The following is a 15,633-nucleotide window of genomic DNA, read 5'->3' as shown; positions in this document are numbered from 1 at the left end:
CCGAAGTTCCTCGGCCCGAAGCTACGGAACGAACCCCAATTTCTTGTCGACGACATTCCGAAGTTCCTCCGCGTGCGCATATCGGTGAAAGTTGGATACGAAGACTTCCGCCAATTGCCTCCGCCACCCAGTGGCATCCCCGCTCATGTGCGGGGTCACAACAAGGTTCGCGGTGGACCACAGGGGATCGTCCGCCGAGAGTGGTTCGCTGTCGAAGACGTCGAGCGCTGCACCGGCTACGTGTCCGCTGCGCAGGTTTTTCACGAGCGCATCGGTGTCGAGCAGTTCTCCCCTGCCGACGTTGACAACACGCACACCTGGCTTCGCCGCAGCCAGAACGGTCGCGTCGACGACTCCTCTCGTTGCCTCGGTCAGCGGGGCGACCAGAACAAGATAATCGGCGTCGTGCACGACGCCGCTGAGGTCGGAACTGGCATGAACGACGCCGAAATCGACATCTCCTGCGCGTGCAGTTCTTCCCACGCCCGATACCGTCATACCTACCGCCGACAACAACCGGGCAATCTCGCGCCCGATTGCACCGGTGCCGACGATCATCGCGTGTGCTGTATCGATGCGCTCGGTCTCGCGATGCTTCCAGATTCGCTGCCGCTGCAGCTCCGCTGACTCCGAAGATTTCTTGGCGAAGCCGAGAATGTGAGCCAGCACGAACTCCGCTATCGGTCGATCGAACACTCCTCGCGAATTCGTCACCACCACATCCGAAGCCACGAGATCGTCGAACATCAGGGAATCGACGCCTGCGGCGGCAATGTGGATCCACGCGAGCTTGTCGAACCGATCCCACACTTGTCGTACGGCAGGCGAGAAGAAGTCCCACAGCAGCAGAACGTCCGCTCCTGATACCGCATCGTCGAGAGTATCGACTGTGGCATAGCGCACCTCGGCCACTTCGGCCACCGACTCGAGGCCTTCGGGGACATTGTCGGCGTGAAATACCACGACGACCGGCCGGGTTGTCATCTCGACTTGTATCCGACCAGTTCGATGCCCTGAGCCGCCAGCTCGTCGTCGTTGTCACCGGGGCGCTGAGTACCGCGAAGTGACCGTCCGGCCGTCTCCGGCATCAGAAGAATCGGGACGAAGGCGATAGCGGCGGCCAGCATCATGTACCAGCCGGGGATCAGGTTCGATCCGGTTCGGTCGATGAGGAACGTCAGAATGAGTGGAGCCGTACCACCGAAGAGTGAAGTGGACACGTTGTAGCCGATTGCAAAGGCTCCGTAACGAACCTGTGTCGGAAACAGCGCCGGCAGCGTCGAGGATACGCACGACAACATGATGACGAGAAGAATTCCGAGCCCGAGCAGGCCGACTGTCTGTCCGACGATCCCGGTATTGATGATCAGCAGGAACAGCGGAACGCTGAACACGAAATAGCCGGCGCAGGCCGTGAGCAACAGCGGCTTTCGACCGACCCTATCGGACAGTGCGCCGATCGGATTGATGATGGCCATCAAGATCAGCATGATGACGACCAGCGTGAAGTTCGACTGTGTGGTGCTGTGCCCCAACGTGTCACTGAGGTAGGACGGCAGGAAGGTGAGCACCGTGTAGTACGCAATATTGAGTAGCAGCACGAAACCCATCAGAATGAGGATCCGCTGCCAGTAGGTCATCGTGGACTTCAGCGAGGCGATCGCTCCGCCCTCCGAGCCCTCCGTGATGGTCTCGCCTTCGGCCTTGGCCTCGGCGAATACCGGCGAATCTTCGAGTCGGGTACGCAACCACAGTGCCACCATGCCGAGAGGAAGAGTCAACAAGAACGGTATACGCCAACCCCATGCCTCCATGGTGTCGTCTCCGAGCCCGAGGTTCAGCAGGGTGCACAGTGTAGCGCCTGCGACAGTGCCTGCGAGCGTACCGAATTCGAGGAACGAGCCGAAGAAACCTCGACGCTTGTCGGGCGCATACTCCGCCATGAAGACAGCCGCACCACCGTATTCACCGCCGGTGGAGAATCCCTGTACCAGGCGGCATACCAACAGAAGTATCGGAGCGAAGATCCCGATGGTGTCGAAGGTCGGCAGGATGCCGATAGCCGCGGTCGCCAGAGACATCATCGTCACGGTCAGCACGAGCACCTTTTGGCGACCGATTCGGTCACCGAGAGGTCCGAGTACGATCCCGCCGATCGGCCGAATGATGAACGATGCCGCCAGGACTGCGAAAGTCGAGAGCAGGCTCGCTCCCCCATCCTCGGACGGGAAGAAATTCGCAGCGATGTACACCGCCAGATAGCCGTACACGGCGTAGTCGAACCACTCGACGGCGTTGCCCAGTGCAGAACCACCGATAGCGAGGTGGAGAGTCTTGGTTTCTTTCGGGGTCAGTTCCTTGGTGTTCGGCGGATACCCCGTGATGGGGTGACCAACTGCATCTGCTGTCGGGCTTTTGGGTGACTGTGTCACTGTCCAATACCTCTCGCTGTGTGAAGAAAATGGAGCGTCGGGTTGGTCCTGTGCAGCGGTTCACGTTACTTGCGCGTACGTCTCGGTTTCATACAACCCCTAGGTCGCGGCCATAACACCTGGTGACGCCACACTTCTGCACGCAATCAGTGCATACGCCGCTGCGCTGTCACACAACTGGCGCACCGACACGGACTCGTCGGGCTGGTGGGCCTGCAATTCGATCTCACCCGGACCCAGCACGATGGCGGGAATACCCATGTCTCGCACAATGAAACCGCCGTCGCACGACGCAGTCCAGATATCGGTGCCGTGGTGGCCGGCAGAGTCGGCCACCGCAGTGACAGCCGATTGGACGATGTCGGAGTCCTTGCTGGTCAGAAAGCCTGGCATTTCCATCGAGACGTCCACTGCCACTTCGATCCCGTCGCCGATGATCCCGGCGGCGAGAATGCGTCGATGCAACTGCGCCGCCACGATGTGAGCGTCTTCTCCTGGTAGCAACCGCCTGTCAACGGTGATCACGGCGCAGTCGGCAACCATCGATGTCCCGGTTCCGCCGGAGACAGTTCCTACGTTGAATGTTGCTGCTCCCAGCACCGGATGGGCCTCGGCACGTAACTCCTCGCCCATCGAATCGATGAAAACGACGATCCGCGCAGCCGCCGAGATTGCGTTACGGCCGTTGGACGGGCGCCCCGCGTGAGCCGAACGACCCCGCACGGTGATCTCGAGATTCGCTGCACCCCGACACCCGACGATGGTCATCAGATCCGTGGGTTCGGCGACGATACACCGAGAATAGCTACGGCGCATGGTTGTTCGCACGAAGGATCGAATCCCCAGTCCGGTATCTTCCTCGTCGACCAGACACGCCAGCGATACGGGTGCTGAACCCACTGCACCGCAACGCTTCAGGGCGGACATAGCGACTACGACGGCCGCCAATCCTCCCTTCATATCGCATGCGCCCCGTCCGTACAGACGCCCGTCGCGCACTGTCGCCGCGAAGGGATCTCTCGACCATCCGCCTCCCGCCGGTACGACATCGGAGTGCCCGAGAAACAACACACCAGGTTCCTCGCTTCCCCCGACCGACACCACGACGTTCGGCCGTCCCGGGGCAACGTCGTCGATCTCGATGTCGAATCCGAGCTCGCGACAGGTATCGGCCAGCACCCTGGCTACGGATTCCTCGGTACCACCGGGGTTTTCTCCCCCCGCATCGATCAACGCCGACGCAAGCGCCACCAGCTCACCTTCGTCGATCGCAGCCAGTACCCGAGCCTCCAGTTCGGCTTGACTGTTCGATCGCCCTTTCATCGAGTGGAATCGGCATTTCGTCGAATGGCCTGTGCACTCAGCGGCGCGGAATCGAGAGATCGAATCGAGAGGGACTTGTCCACTGCCGCTGCCAGTCGCTTGACGCCCTCGTCGATACGTTCGGGCGAGGAAGATGCAAAACACAGCCGCAAGGAATCTTCGAATTTGCCGCCGACCGACAACGCCGGGCCGGGGATGTAGGCAACGCCTTCGGCAAGAGCGACTTCGAACAGTGCCTCTGTGGACAGCGCGGCGGCGTCGCCTCTCAGCGTCGCCCAGAGAAAGAAGCCGCCATCCGGGTCGGTACACGAGATCCGATCACCGAAATACTTGCCGAGACTGCGTTGCATCGCGATTTTGCGTGGGCGATATACCGCGCTCAGCGAACGCAGATGCGTCGCGAGGTGTCCACGTCGGATGAATTCGGCGATCATTCGTTGCCCCGGAAGGTTGGTGCACGTGTCCATCGCCTGCTTGGCGTTGATCAACAACTGCCGCGCCTCGGGCGCCGCGTCGACCCAACCGACGCGAAGCCCGGGGGCGATCATCTTGGAGAAGGTTCGCACCGAGAAAAGGAGTGGATCGTTCGGGCTCAAAGATTGGAAGCTCGGGATGTGTTCGCCCTCGAATCGGAGCAGCCCATAGGGATCGTCGTCGAGAAGGATCGAACCCCACCTGTGTGCCAACTCCAGCAGCAGCTTTCGTCGCGCCAGCGACATCGTTGTGCCCGAAGGGTTTTGAAAGTTCGGAATGACGTAGATCATCTTGGGCAGCCGGCCTGCGGCCTCGACCAGATCGGGCAGCGCCTCCACCACGAGACCGTCGGCATCCATCGGCGCTTCGAGCACGTCGCCCCCGTAGCTCAGGACGGTGGCGGTCCCGTTGGTGTACGTGGGGCTTTCGACGATCACCAGGTCGCCGGGATCGACGAACAGTTTGCACGCCAGATCGAGGCCCTGCATACCACCGGAAGTGATGACGATCCGCTCTGCAGAGGACGGTTCACCGACCGAATCGAGATATCCCAGGAGCGCGTCGAGCAGACCCGGGTCGCCCTCGGTGGCGGCGTAATCCATCGCGTCGGCCGTGATGACGGTGGCGGCGATCTCTGAAAATAGTTCGGCTGGAACGGTTTCCGCAGCAGGAGAGCCCATCGCGAATCGAACGATGTCGTGCTTTTGAGCAGCGAGGAGCGATGTCGACGAGTCGATCACCGATCCCACCAGCTTGTCGGTGCGCAGAGCCCACGGAATAGTGGTGGCGATCATGTCTCACTCCTTCGTCAGTAGTTGCCGCGGGTAATCGGTGAATGTCTCAACGCCGCGTTCGGTCACGCGAACGGCCTCGGATACTTCGTATCCGTAGTCGTCCATCCACATTCCACCGATGATGTGGAACGTCATGTTCTCGGTCAGGACCGTGTCGTCATCGGTTCTGATGCTCACTGTCCGCTCGCCCCAGTCGGGCGCGTACGCGATGCCGATCGAGTACCCGATGCGCGACGGCTTGTGCAGTCCATGCTTGGCAAGACTGACGTTCCATACCTGCGCGAGTTCGGTAGTGCCGGCCCCGGGGCGAACGGTGTCGAGGACCTCGTTCAGTGCCTCACCGGTGGCATGAGCCAGGTAGTCCAGCCGCTTGCTGGGCTTGCCCAGAACAATCGTTCGGGCCATCGGGATGTGGTATCGCCGGAACACACCGGCAAGTTCGACCACCGTGGTCTCACCTTCGACGAACACCTGATCCGACCAGGTGAGGTGAGGGGTGTCCGCCCCTGCCCCGGTCGGCAGCATCGGCACGATCGCGGGATGGTCGCCGCCGAAGTCGACTGTGCCCTTGATCTGGGCGTTCATGATCGCCGCTGCCGCGTCGCATTGCCGCAGCCCGACGCCGATCGATTCGAAGGCGGCACCCATCGCCGACTCGCACACCTGCGCGGCACCCCGCATGAGGTCGATCTCGGCCGGGCTCTTGACGACGCGAACCCAATTGATCAACTCGAACGAATCAGTGAACTGATACTCGGGCAGAGACTTCACCAAGGCTTCGAAGGCTTTGGGGCTGAAGTAGTAGGAATCCATCTCCAAGCCCACCAGCCCGTGGGAGAAGTTGTCGACCATTCCCAGTTCGCGCAACTTCTGTGCCACCCACACGAACGGGTGTGTTTCCTTGCGCTGCACGAAGGTTTCCGGGTACCCGAACGTCTGCTCCTGCGGCAGCCAGGAGGTACGAAATGCTCCGTTGGCATCCATCTCCCTGGCGAAGAAGTACAGGTTTCCCTCGAGCGGCACGTACAGGACTTGCGGTGTGTAGAACGACAACGCGTTGTAACCCAACAGATAGTAGAGATTCGACGGGTCGGTGACGATCAACGCCGTGAGGTGCTGGCTGGCCATGCGCACTCGTACCGTGGCCAGGCGCTGGGAGTACTCGTCTTCGGTGAACGTGATCGGCGTGCTGTTGGGCAGATCGGCATACTCCGCCAGCCCAGGGGCATGGCGTGGACCGACAGCGCTCGTGAATGTGACCGCTGGTTCGACTGGATTGTTTGGTTCGACTGGATTGTTTGGTTCGACTGGGAGCCCGGACTCGTTCACTCGTACCCCCTTTCGGGGCGTCGCGGGAGGCCCAGAGACCTCCCGTGCATTTTGCAGATTGTTGACAATCAGGCTATGCGTCCGAGTCCTGGTGCTGCAAGGGAACTCGTGTTACTTCTTCGTTTCGATCAGTCGCACGCTGTCCACCACGTGCACGCTCAGTCGGCCACAGCGCCGACGCGGGCATCGAGCCCACCGGCAGCCGCCTCGGCCTGCATGGACCGACTCAGGTCTGCGATCGCAGTGTCCATGTGCTCGTGCAGACCTGCTTCGAGTGCAGCCCAATCCGAACCGAGGAGTAGGTCCACCAGCAATCGATGCTCCTCGACCAACGCCTCGGGCCGGAAGTATGCCGTCTCCAGGTTGGTCATACAGATGCGTGCCTCAGCTGCCAATGTGGCGTACATCCTCGACATCCGACTGTTCGACGTCGCCGCCACCATCGCCGTGTGGAACGCCAGGTCCCGCTCGGCCAGACCGAACCAATCCGCTGCGTCGATGAACGGTTGCATCTGGTCGACGATTGCCGACAACTCGGCCGCCGTCGCCTTCAGGACGGTGATCTCGCCGTGGACGAGCGTCCATGCGGCACCGACCTCGATCGCCGCGCGGGCCTCGTATATTTCGGCGACGTCGTCGACGCTGAGCTCGACAACGAACACACCGCGATTTCGGTAGCTGATCAACAGGCCTTCCTGATTCAGCCGCTGGAGCGCTTCGCGAACCGGACCACGCGAAATCCCCAGCTCGGCAGCAACATTGGCTTCGTTGATCTGCTCGCCCGGTGTGTAGGATCCGTCGATGATGCGATCGCGGATCTGATCGGCGATCACCATCGACGTATTGCGGGCGTCGATCGGGGTAAGTCTTCGGGAACCTGACATATGCAAAACCTCCTGCTAGGACCTCGGGATTGCGAAGTATTTGTATTCCAAGAACTCGTCGATTCCGACTTTGCCGCCTTCGCGGCCGAGTCCGGACTGCTTGACGCCACCGAACGGGGCAGCAGGGTTCGATACGAGACCGGTGTTGATGCCGACCATTCCCACTTCGAGCCGCTCCCCCATACGCAATGCGCGATCGATGTCCTGAGTGAAAACGTAACCCACAAGCCCCCATTCGGTGTCGTTGGCGAGCGCGATCACTTCGTCCTCGGTGTCGTACGGCACGATCGCGGCAACGGGTCCGAAGATCTCGGTCGACATGAGATCGGACTGGGCGTCGACATCGTCGAGCACCGTCGGAGGATAGAAATAGCCTGGCCCAGAATCTTCCTGCCCACCCACCACCGCCCGGGCACCGCGCGCGAGCGCATCGTCGACCAGACGTTGCACCTTGGCTCGGCCGCTGCGATCGATGAGCGGCCCCACTTCGACACCGGCCCGACTGCCGACACCTACTGTCAAGGCACCCATGCGAGCAGCGAGCTCGGCAGCGAAGTCCTTGGCGAGCGAGCGGTGGACGAAGAACCTGTTGGCTGCCGTGCAGGCCTCGCCCATGTTGCGCATCTTGGCCACCATCGCCCCGTCGACGGCCCGGTCGAGGTCAGCGTCCTCGGCGACGATGAACGGGGCGTTGCCGCCGAGTTCCATCGACGTCCGCATCACGGTCGGAGCTGCCTGCGCCAACAAAATCTTCCCGACGGCCGTGGAGCCGGTGAAGCTGATCTTCCGGGCCGAGCCGCTGGCCATCCACGATCCGACGACTCCTGCGGCGTCGGTCGTCGGGACCACGTTGACCACGCCGTCGGGAACCCCTGCTTCGACGAGGATCGCAGCCAATGCGAGTGCTGTCAGCGGAGTCTGTTCGGCCGGCTTGAACACCACCGTGCATCCGGCGGCAAGCGCCGGACCGATCTTTCGGGTGCCCATGGCGAGCGGAAAGTTCCACGGCGTCACCAGAATGCTGGGACCGACCGGAGCTCTGGTGACGATGATGCGGTTCTTTCCATCGCCGGTCAGCGTGTGATCGCCCGAGATGCGGACCGCCTCTTCGGAGAACCATCGAAAGAACTCTGCGCCGTACGCGACTTCGCCTCGGGCGTCGGCGAGCGGCTTGCCCATCTCGGCGGTGATGATGGCAGCCAATTCCTCGGTCCTGGCGATGATCAAGTGGAATGCACGAGAAAGGATCTCGCTTCGCGCGCGTGGTGCCGTCTGCGCCCAGGACTCCTGCGCTGCAACAGCGGCCGCCATCGCAGCCTCCGCATCGCTGATGTCGGCATCGTCGACGGCGGCGAGCACCTCGCCGGTTGCGGGATCGACGACGTCGAACTTCCTCCCGCTGTTCGCTGTTCGCCAGGTCCCGCCGATGAACAGCTGGGTCGGCGAGGTGATGGCCGGGCGCGTCATGGACGTCATAGCTGATGCCCCTTCCTGGGGGTCTGGGTCGAACGTGTCGAAGGCGCGGGATCGAGGAGTTGCGCCAGGTGCATCGAGGCCGACGGGCTCTGATTGCCGGTCAGTTGGCGCACCTGCATGTGGCAGCTGAAGCCGTCGGTCAGGATCGGCCTGGTCGGATCAGCGCGTCGTACCGCTGGTGCCAGGGCCTGTTCGGCGACTTTCATGCTCATGTCGTAGTGATCCGGTTCGAAGCCGAAGTTGCCTGCCACCCCGCAACAGCCGGTCGCTTCGTCGACTCCGCCGATTCCCGCGGCAGCGAGCGCCTTTCGCTGCGTGGCTTCGCCGAACACTGCGTACTCGTGGCAGTGGGTCTGCACGGTGACCTCTTCGGGGACGTCGGCCGACGGACTCCACCCCGCGGCAGCCAGCTCGATCACCGCACCGGCGAAACTCTGCACCCGTGCGGCGACCCGTCGAGCCGCCTCGGTGCCCACCAGTTCGGGCATATCCTTGCGGAGCGTTGCCGCACAGCTCGGTTCGGTGACGACGATCGGTCTGTCGGTGCCATCATCCAGTGCGGCAACGGTTCTGCTCAACTGCTTCTTGGCGGTTGCCAGCTGCCCCGTCGAAATCCACGTCAACCCGCAGCAAAGGTCGGTCCTGCACTCTGCTGTCCGGTTGCCCTCGGCGAGAACGCGAACCGCAGCACCGACGATGGCCGGCCGAAACCCCTTGGTGAAGGAGTCGACGAGCAGCACGACATCACCTCCCGGCACGGATCCCGCTGTCTGCGTGCGTAGTTCCCGTCGCGAGGCGAACCGTGGAAGCGATCGCTTGGTCGTGAGACCGCCGATTCTGGCAGCGATGATGCCGGTTCGCGGAGTCATTGCGCGGTTCAGTACCGGTGCCAGGATCGACGTCACTTTCAACCAGCGTGGCAACCAGCCCAGCGAGTAGTGCGCAATCGGCCGCAGCTTCCCCGCGTAGTGATGATCCAGAAACTCCGACTTGTAGGTCGCCATGTCCACCCCGACGGGGCAGTCGGTAGAACAGGCTTTGCAGGACAGACACAGGTCGAGCGATTCCTCGACATCTTTCGAAGCCCACCCTGCCGCGACCGTCGCGCTACTACGAACCATGTCCTGAAGGACGCGGGCACGCCCACGGGTCGAGTCCTTCTCGTCCCCGCTCGCTCGATAGCTCGGGCACATGACGCCACCGGAGGTGGATCGGCAGCGCCCGACGCCGACGCATGCCTGGGTGGCGTGCACGAACGGATCCAAGTCCGGCTTCGCTCCGATCTGATGCAGCTCGAAGGTCGTCTTCCATTCACGATTCGGAATACCCTGCAATGCAAGGTCGTTCATCATCGGCATCGGATCGACGATGCTGCCCGGATTCAGGACGCCCGTAGGATCCCAGATACGTTTGAACCGTGCGAATGCGTCGAGCATCGAGGTCGAGTACATGATCGGCAGCAGTTCCGACCGTGCCCGACCGTCTCCGTGTTCACCCGACAACGAACCGCCGTGCCGGACTACGAGTTCGGCAGCCTCACGTAGGAAGGTCGCCATCACTGCTCTTCCGGCGTCACTGCGTTGGTCGAAAGTGATGCGGACGTGCATGCACCCGGCGCCGAAATGTCCGTACATCACCCCGGTAAGCGAATGCGCGGCAAGAAGGTCACGGAACTCTGCGAGGTACGCGGCCAAATTCTCGGGTGCAACCGCAGAATCCTCCCATCCGGGCCAGGATTCACCACCTCCGGCAAGACGCGCCGACAAACCCGCACCATCCTCCCGCACCCGCCACAGCGACTTTCGTTCAACAAGGTCTGCGACGATGCGCCCATCCTTCAGCCTGCCGAGCTCACGTAAGCGTTCGAGTAATCGCCCAGCCTTGTCCTCGACTTCGGCGACGTTCTCACCATCGAGATCGACGTAGAGCCAGGCGTTTCCCGAAGGCAAGCCTTGGACCGAGTCCGCTCCCCTTCGGTACTGCATCGTCTCGACGATCTTCGCGTCGATCCCTTCGACCGCCGCCGGCGAGAATTCTAGGATGGTCATGACGTCCTCGGCAGCTTCGACGACATCGGCGTATCCCAAACTCAACAGCAACGCAGCAGGAGGGAGGGGAACGAGCGCAACGGTCGCGGCGACGACGATCGCGCACGTACCTTCGCTGCCGACGAGGGCACGGGCCACGTCGAAGCCGTTCTCCGGCAATAGCGTCGACAAGTGAAACCCCGAAACCTGCCGTGGAATCCGGCCGAGTTCGAGTCGAAAGTCGGCCAGATTGTCCGATACAAGCGCATGGAGTTCGGCGGTGATCCTGGCCGCTGCAGCGACGGCAACAGCGTCGTACGGATCGACCGCGGTGACACCGGAGCGTGTCGCCCGCAGCACCACCCCGTCGACAGTGACGATGTCGAGAGCGATCGTGTGGTCTGCTGTCCGGCCGTACCGCACCGAATGATTGCCGCAGGCATCGTTGCCGATCGCACCGCCGACGGTTGCTCGTGATCTGCTCGATGGGTCGGGGGCATAAGTCAATATGCCGCCGGTCGCGCCCGACACGGCCTCGGCGAGTTCCGAAAGCACGATCCCCGGTTCGACCACGGCCGACTTCGATTCGGCGTCGACCGAGAGCACGGTATTCATGTGCCGCGAGAAGTCCAGGACCACACCTGCGCCGATCGCGTTGCCTGCCATGGACGTTCCCCCGCCGCGGCTCACGATCGGTACACTGCCCTTCACGCACGACTTCACCACCGCGCACACGTCCGCGGTACTGCGAGGAAACACCACGGCGACAGGCGGCACACGGTAATTCGACGCGTCGTACGAATACTCGGCCAGGCGCCGCGAGTTCACATCGACATCGACGCCCGCCCTGCGCAGTTCGTCTAGGACCTGCCCGACGTTGCCGATCACCGTCACAGTGCGCGCTTCAACGTTCGAGCGATGGCATCGAGTCCCTCGGCCACCTCGTCGTCGGTGACGATGAGTGCAGGAATGACTCGTACGACGTTGCCGAACGCGCCGCACGTGAGCAACAGCAGGCCTTCCGATATTGCAGTCTGTTGGACGCGGCCGGCAGCAGCGGCGTCGGGTTTGCCGTTCTCGTCGACGAATTCGAGGGCCTGCATCAGACCGAGTCCGCGCGCGTCGCCGATGGCCGAGTACTGCGCTTGCAGTGCCACCAGGCCGTCGAGCAGCACGTCGCCCTGGAAGCGCGCGTTCTCGACGAGTCCTTCGTCGCGGACGACGTCGAGCGTGGCGACCGCGGCAGCGGCGGCGACAGCGTTTCCGCCGTAGGTACCTCCTTGCGATCCCGGCCACGCCTTGGACATGAGTTCGGTCGACGCCGCGATCGCCGAGATCGGGAATCCCGAAGCCAGGCCCTTGGCTGTGATCACGATGTCGGGGGTGGCAGTCGAATGCTCGTGGCCCCAGAACTTTCCGGTCCGTCCGACACCGGCCTGGACCTCGTCGACGATGAAGACGATCCCATACTCGTCGGCGCGGCGACGCAGCCCTTCGAGGAACGCGGGCGGAGTGGGTAGGTAGCCACCGTCACCGAGCACCGGTTCGATGATGAACCCAGCGGTGTCTGCCGGGCTCGAAATGGTTGCGAGGAGGTAGTCGAGTTCCTGCAGAGCGAAAGCGATAGCGGTGTCCATGTCCCAGCCGTAGCGGAAGGCATGTGGAAACGGTGCGATGTGCACCCCGCCCATGATCGGAGAGAATCCGGACCGAAACTTGGTACCGGCGGTGGTGAGCGATGCCGCAGCGACGGTGCGTCCATGAAATCCGCCATGGAATGCGATGATGTTCGGTCGACCGGTTGCCATGCGCGCCAATCGAATCGCAGCCTCGACGGCCTCGGAGCCGGAGTTGGCATAGAAAACGCTGTCGAGTCCCGCAGGCAGAAACTCTCCGAGTTTGTCGGTGAGTTCGAGCAACGGCTTGTGCATGACGGTGGTGTATTGCGCGTGGATGATCTTGCCTACTTGATCACGTGCCGCTTCGACGACGCGCGGATGACAATGCCCGGTGCTGGTGACACCGATGCCCGTGGTGAAGTCCAGATACCGTTTTCCGTCGGTGCCGTAGATCCAGCTGCCCAGTGCATGGTCCACGACAATCGGAGTCGCTTGCTTGAGTGCGGGGCTGAGGTGCGTACGTGTCGGCGCGGTCATGCGGTCCATCGTGATGGAGCAGTTGCAGATTGTCAACAATCTGCAACGCGCAAACTCCATGCTCGTATAGAGGCCACCGTGGACGCCGCATATCGTCGGATGATGACGACTCCGCGCATCGTTGTCCTGGGCAGTATCAACATGGACCTGACGACAACGACTCGACGCCTACCCGAGCCCGGCGAAACCGTCATGGGTGACTCCTTCGACACCGCACAGGGAGGAAAGGGAGCGAACCAGGCCATCGCGGCGGCACGGGCAGGCGCCGACGCAGCATTCCTCGGGGCGGTAGGTGGCGACGCATTCGCTACCGACCTCGAACGAAGTGTCATCGAGGCCGGTGTCGACGCATCCGGACTCCGACGCACCGAAGGTCCGAGCGGAATCGCAGCTGTGACCGTCGACCGTCACGGGGAGAACTCGATCGTCGTCGTCCCGGGCGCCAACGCGACGATGTCCACCTTGACCGATCGTGAACTCGATACCATCGCTACCGCGGATATCTTGCTGTGCCAGTTGGAGATTCCCATCGACACAGTCGTCGCCGGTGCGATTCACGCCAGGGCCCACGACACAGTGGTCATGCTGAACCCCTCCCCCGTTCGACCACTCCCGGGGGTCCTCGTCGACGTCGTCGACGTCCTGATCGTCAACGAATCCGAAGCCGACGCAGTCGGCGCGAGTGTCCTCGATCGCATTGCCCACGTCGTCACCACGCTCGGCGCCAACGGCGCTCGGTACCGCGGACCGGCGTCGACGTTCGACGCTCGAGCTCCACGGATCGACGCCATCGACACCACCGGTGCCGGAGATGCCTTCACCGGGGCATTGGCTGCTCGCTGGCTACAGGGTCCCGAAGAATCAGTCCGATGGGCCTGTGCAGCAGGGGCATTGGCTGCTACGCGTCGTGGCACCGGAGCGTCGTCGGGATCGCGAGCGGATATCGACGCGCTCATCGCGGATGCAGCCCGACGATGACGCTGTCCCCACGGGTCCCCGATCTCGCCGCGCTCGACGTGATGGTCTCGGTCGCGCGGCTGGGCAGTATGAGCGCAGCCGGACGGGAACACGGATTGAGTCAGCAAGCGGTCAGCGCACGGATTCGGGCAGCCGAGCGCGACATCGGTCTCCGCGTGTTCGACCGCACCAGCAGCGGCGTGGTGCTCACTCCCGAAGGTGTCGCTGTTCTCGAGTGGGCGGGCAACGTTCTCGGCGCCGCCGAAAAGTTCGCGACGGGTGTCCAATCCCTCCTGCGGGAGGAAAATGCGAGCCTTACCGTGGCTGCGAGCATGACGGTCGCAGAGCATCTGTTGCCGGGCTGGATCGTCCTGATGCGGGCTCGGTTTCCGGACGTACGAACGCAGATGCGGTTGATGAACTCGGCCGAGGTTGCCCACCAGGTCCTTGCAGGTCGCGCCGACATCGGATTCGTCGAAGGACCGCAGATCCCGGACGGCCTCGGAATTCGCGTCGTGGCAACCGACGAACTCGTCGTCGTCGTTCCACCGCAGCACCCGTGGGTGTCGCGAGGCTCGGTCACCGTCGACGAATTGGCCGCGACAGCACTCGTCCAGCGCGAGCTCGGATCCGGTTCCCGCACCACTTACGAGAGCACCGTGCACCCGACGGTTCCGCCGCTGCTGGAACTCAACTCGGTCACCGCGATCAAATCGGCCGTGGCGACCGCGAACGCACCGACGGTCCTGTCTTCGTTGGCAGTCGCTGCCGACCTTCGTGACGGCCGATTGACACGCATCGACATCGACGCCCTGACGATGCCGCGGGAACTGTGCGCGGTGTGGGATCTGCGTGAACCTCTTCGTGGCCCACGTCGACATTTCTTGGACATCGCCACCTCGCCAAGGACTTGAAGGCCGACCAGTGGTCAGTAATCTCCGGTCGGCTCCTGGCCGAGGATCGCTCGGTCCTTTTCAGACGATGCCTGCCAGCACGAACCCTGCGGCACAGGCTCCGACCGAACCGGCCAGGGTTCCGACCGCTGTGGCCAGCGCGAGCGAACGCCTACCGACCTGCACGAGTCGGACCGTTTCGAAGCTCGCCGTACTGAAGGTGGTGTATCCGCCGCAGAACCCGGTGCCGATGACCGTTTGCAGATCGGTCGACCCTTCCGCGAACATGACGAGTCCGGCAAGAAATCCGACGAGCAGGGATCCGGAAATGTTGATGCCGACTGTCGCCCACGGGAACAGTGTTCCCCGCACCTTGGATTTGACGAGAGAATCGGCAACGAATCGGCAGACTGCTCCGAGCGCGCCTGCCAGCGCCATCAGGAGAACGATCATCTCGCCGACCGATCGACATGCATCGAAGCGCCGACGACGATCCCCGCCCACGCGGCGAGCGCACCGAGGAATACCGTCGACACTCCATACGCAAGCGCTATCGGCAGGTGGCCGTCTCTGGTGAGTAGTACCGCTTCCAGCGCAAACGTGCTGTACGTGGTGAAAGCACCACAGAACCCGGTCCCTGCCAGCAAGCGAATCCGTTGCCTGACACCGGCATCAGCACCGCGTCGCGCCATGTTCTCGAGTAGAACACCGAGCACGAACGCACCGAGAAGGTTGATCGAAAACGTGGCAACGGGCCAACCTTGGATCACCTGCGGGATCGCGATCTCGATTCCATAGCGCATCGCGGTGCCGATCACACCACCGGCGAAGACGAGAGCGAGGGCCCTCGGCCGAAGATGTAGAGGCCTCGCAGGCGCGATCATCTGC

Annotated in this window: 13 protein-coding genes; 2 read left to right on the top strand and 11 right to left on the bottom strand. The window is 62.7% G+C overall.

Features of this window, described 5'->3' with window-relative positions:
- Window positions 1-21 precede the first annotated feature (21 nt).
- The 9 genes from ABIB36_RS13600 to ABIB36_RS13560 all read right to left on the bottom strand — a co-directional run bounded on the left by ABIB36_RS13600 (window position 22) and on the right by ABIB36_RS13560 (window position 12,895).
- On the bottom strand, window positions 22-984 hold the full coding sequence (locus ABIB36_RS13600) for a D-2-hydroxyacid dehydrogenase (RefSeq protein ID WP_354561813.1): 963 nt from the start codon (window positions 982-984) through the stop codon (window positions 22-24).
- Window positions 981-2,354, bottom strand: a complete 1,374-nt coding sequence (locus ABIB36_RS13595) for an MFS transporter (RefSeq protein WP_084344852.1) — start codon at window positions 2,352-2,354, stop codon at window positions 981-983. The genes ABIB36_RS13600 and ABIB36_RS13595 overlap by 4 nt, the downstream gene beginning before the upstream one ends.
- A 177-nt stretch (window positions 2,355-2,531) precedes the next feature.
- A complete protein-coding gene (locus tag ABIB36_RS13590) occupies window positions 2,532-3,755 on the bottom strand; it encodes a M20 family metallopeptidase (RefSeq protein WP_354561810.1) in 1,224 nt (407 codons plus the stop codon).
- A complete protein-coding gene (locus tag ABIB36_RS13585; RefSeq protein ID WP_354561808.1) occupies window positions 3,752-5,023 on the bottom strand; it encodes an aminotransferase-like domain-containing protein in 1,272 nt (423 codons plus the stop codon). The genes ABIB36_RS13590 and ABIB36_RS13585 overlap by 4 nt, the downstream gene beginning before the upstream one ends.
- A 3-nt stretch (window positions 5,024-5,026) precedes the next feature.
- Window positions 5,027-6,241: a M24 family metallopeptidase gene (locus tag ABIB36_RS13580; protein WP_502944935.1), complete on the bottom strand. Its 1,215-nt coding sequence runs from the start codon at window positions 6,239-6,241 to the stop codon at window positions 5,027-5,029.
- Between the two features lie 269 nt (window positions 6,242-6,510).
- Window positions 6,511-7,236, bottom strand: a complete 726-nt coding sequence (locus ABIB36_RS13575) for a GntR family transcriptional regulator (RefSeq protein ID WP_256895211.1) — start codon at window positions 7,234-7,236, stop codon at window positions 6,511-6,513.
- A gap of 15 nt (window positions 7,237-7,251) precedes the next feature.
- The gene (locus tag ABIB36_RS13570) at window positions 7,252-8,712 is read right to left on the bottom strand and encodes an NAD-dependent succinate-semialdehyde dehydrogenase (RefSeq protein WP_084344689.1); all 1,461 of its coding nucleotides are present in this window, start codon (window positions 8,710-8,712) and stop codon (window positions 7,252-7,254) included.
- A complete protein-coding gene (locus ABIB36_RS13565) occupies window positions 8,709-11,633 on the bottom strand; it encodes an FAD-binding and (Fe-S)-binding domain-containing protein (RefSeq protein ID WP_502944932.1) in 2,925 nt (974 codons plus the stop codon). Before ABIB36_RS13565 ends, ABIB36_RS13570 begins: the two co-directional genes overlap by 4 nt.
- The gene (locus ABIB36_RS13560) at window positions 11,630-12,895 is read right to left on the bottom strand and encodes an aspartate aminotransferase family protein (protein WP_354561802.1); all 1,266 of its coding nucleotides are present in this window, start codon (window positions 12,893-12,895) and stop codon (window positions 11,630-11,632) included. The genes ABIB36_RS13565 and ABIB36_RS13560 overlap by 4 nt, the downstream gene beginning before the upstream one ends.
- A gap of 102 nt (window positions 12,896-12,997) precedes the next feature.
- Here ABIB36_RS13560 and ABIB36_RS13555 point away from each other — a divergent pair, with 102 nt between their 5' ends.
- Window positions 12,998-13,873: a ribokinase gene (locus ABIB36_RS13555; RefSeq protein WP_084344848.1), complete on the top strand. Its 876-nt coding sequence runs from the start codon at window positions 12,998-13,000 to the stop codon at window positions 13,871-13,873.
- Window positions 13,870-14,766, top strand: coding sequence for a LysR family transcriptional regulator (locus ABIB36_RS13550; protein WP_354561800.1), 897 nt, complete (start codon window positions 13,870-13,872; stop codon window positions 14,764-14,766). The genes ABIB36_RS13555 and ABIB36_RS13550 overlap by 4 nt, the downstream gene beginning before the upstream one ends.
- A gap of 60 nt (window positions 14,767-14,826) precedes the next feature.
- Here ABIB36_RS13550 and crcB (ABIB36_RS13545) read toward each other — a convergent pair whose 3' ends face one another.
- Together crcB (ABIB36_RS13545) and crcB (ABIB36_RS13540) are read right to left on the bottom strand one after the other, a co-directional pair.
- On the bottom strand, window positions 14,827-15,198 hold the full coding sequence (crcB, locus tag ABIB36_RS13545; protein WP_084344683.1) for a fluoride efflux transporter CrcB: 372 nt from the start codon (window positions 15,196-15,198) through the stop codon (window positions 14,827-14,829).
- Complete coding sequence (gene crcB, locus ABIB36_RS13540) at window positions 15,195-15,629, bottom strand: fluoride efflux transporter CrcB (protein WP_502944934.1); 435 nt, start codon at window positions 15,627-15,629, stop codon at window positions 15,195-15,197. Before crcB (ABIB36_RS13540) ends, crcB (ABIB36_RS13545) begins: the two co-directional genes overlap by 4 nt.
- Window positions 15,630-15,633: the final 4 nt, after the last annotated feature.

It is taken from the genome of Rhodococcus sp. UYP9 (assembly GCF_040547235.1).
GTDB lineage: Bacteria > Actinomycetota > Actinomycetes > Mycobacteriales > Mycobacteriaceae > Rhodococcoides.
This window is presented reverse-complemented; position numbering and strand designations above follow the sequence as displayed.

Coding starts and splice junctions, on each gene's coding strand:
- crcB (WP_502944934.1), bottom strand. CDS start 15,629: ATGATCGCGCCTGCGAGGCCTCTACATCTTCGGCCGAGGGCCCTCGCT.
- ABIB36_RS13600 (WP_354561813.1), bottom strand. CDS start 984: ATGACAACCCGGCCGGTCGTCGTGGTATTTCACGCCGACAATGTCCCC.
- ABIB36_RS13585 (WP_354561808.1), bottom strand. CDS start 5,023: ATGATCGCCACCACTATTCCGTGGGCTCTGCGCACCGACAAGCTGGTG.
- crcB (WP_084344683.1), bottom strand. CDS start 15,198: ATGATCGTTCTCCTGATGGCGCTGGCAGGCGCGCTCGGAGCAGTCTGC.
- ABIB36_RS13570 (WP_084344689.1), bottom strand. CDS start 8,712: ATGACGTCCATGACGCGCCCGGCCATCACCTCGCCGACCCAGCTGTTC.
- ABIB36_RS13550 (WP_354561800.1), top strand. CDS start 13,870: ATGACGCTGTCCCCACGGGTCCCCGATCTCGCCGCGCTCGACGTGATG.
- ABIB36_RS13560 (WP_354561802.1), bottom strand. CDS start 12,895: ATGACCGCGCCGACACGTACGCACCTCAGCCCCGCACTCAAGCAAGCG.
- ABIB36_RS13590 (WP_354561810.1), bottom strand. CDS start 3,755: ATGAAAGGGCGATCGAACAGTCAAGCCGAACTGGAGGCTCGGGTACTG.
- ABIB36_RS13555 (WP_084344848.1), top strand. CDS start 12,998: ATGACGACTCCGCGCATCGTTGTCCTGGGCAGTATCAACATGGACCTG.
- ABIB36_RS13575 (WP_256895211.1), bottom strand. CDS start 7,236: ATGTCAGGTTCCCGAAGACTTACCCCGATCGACGCCCGCAATACGTCG.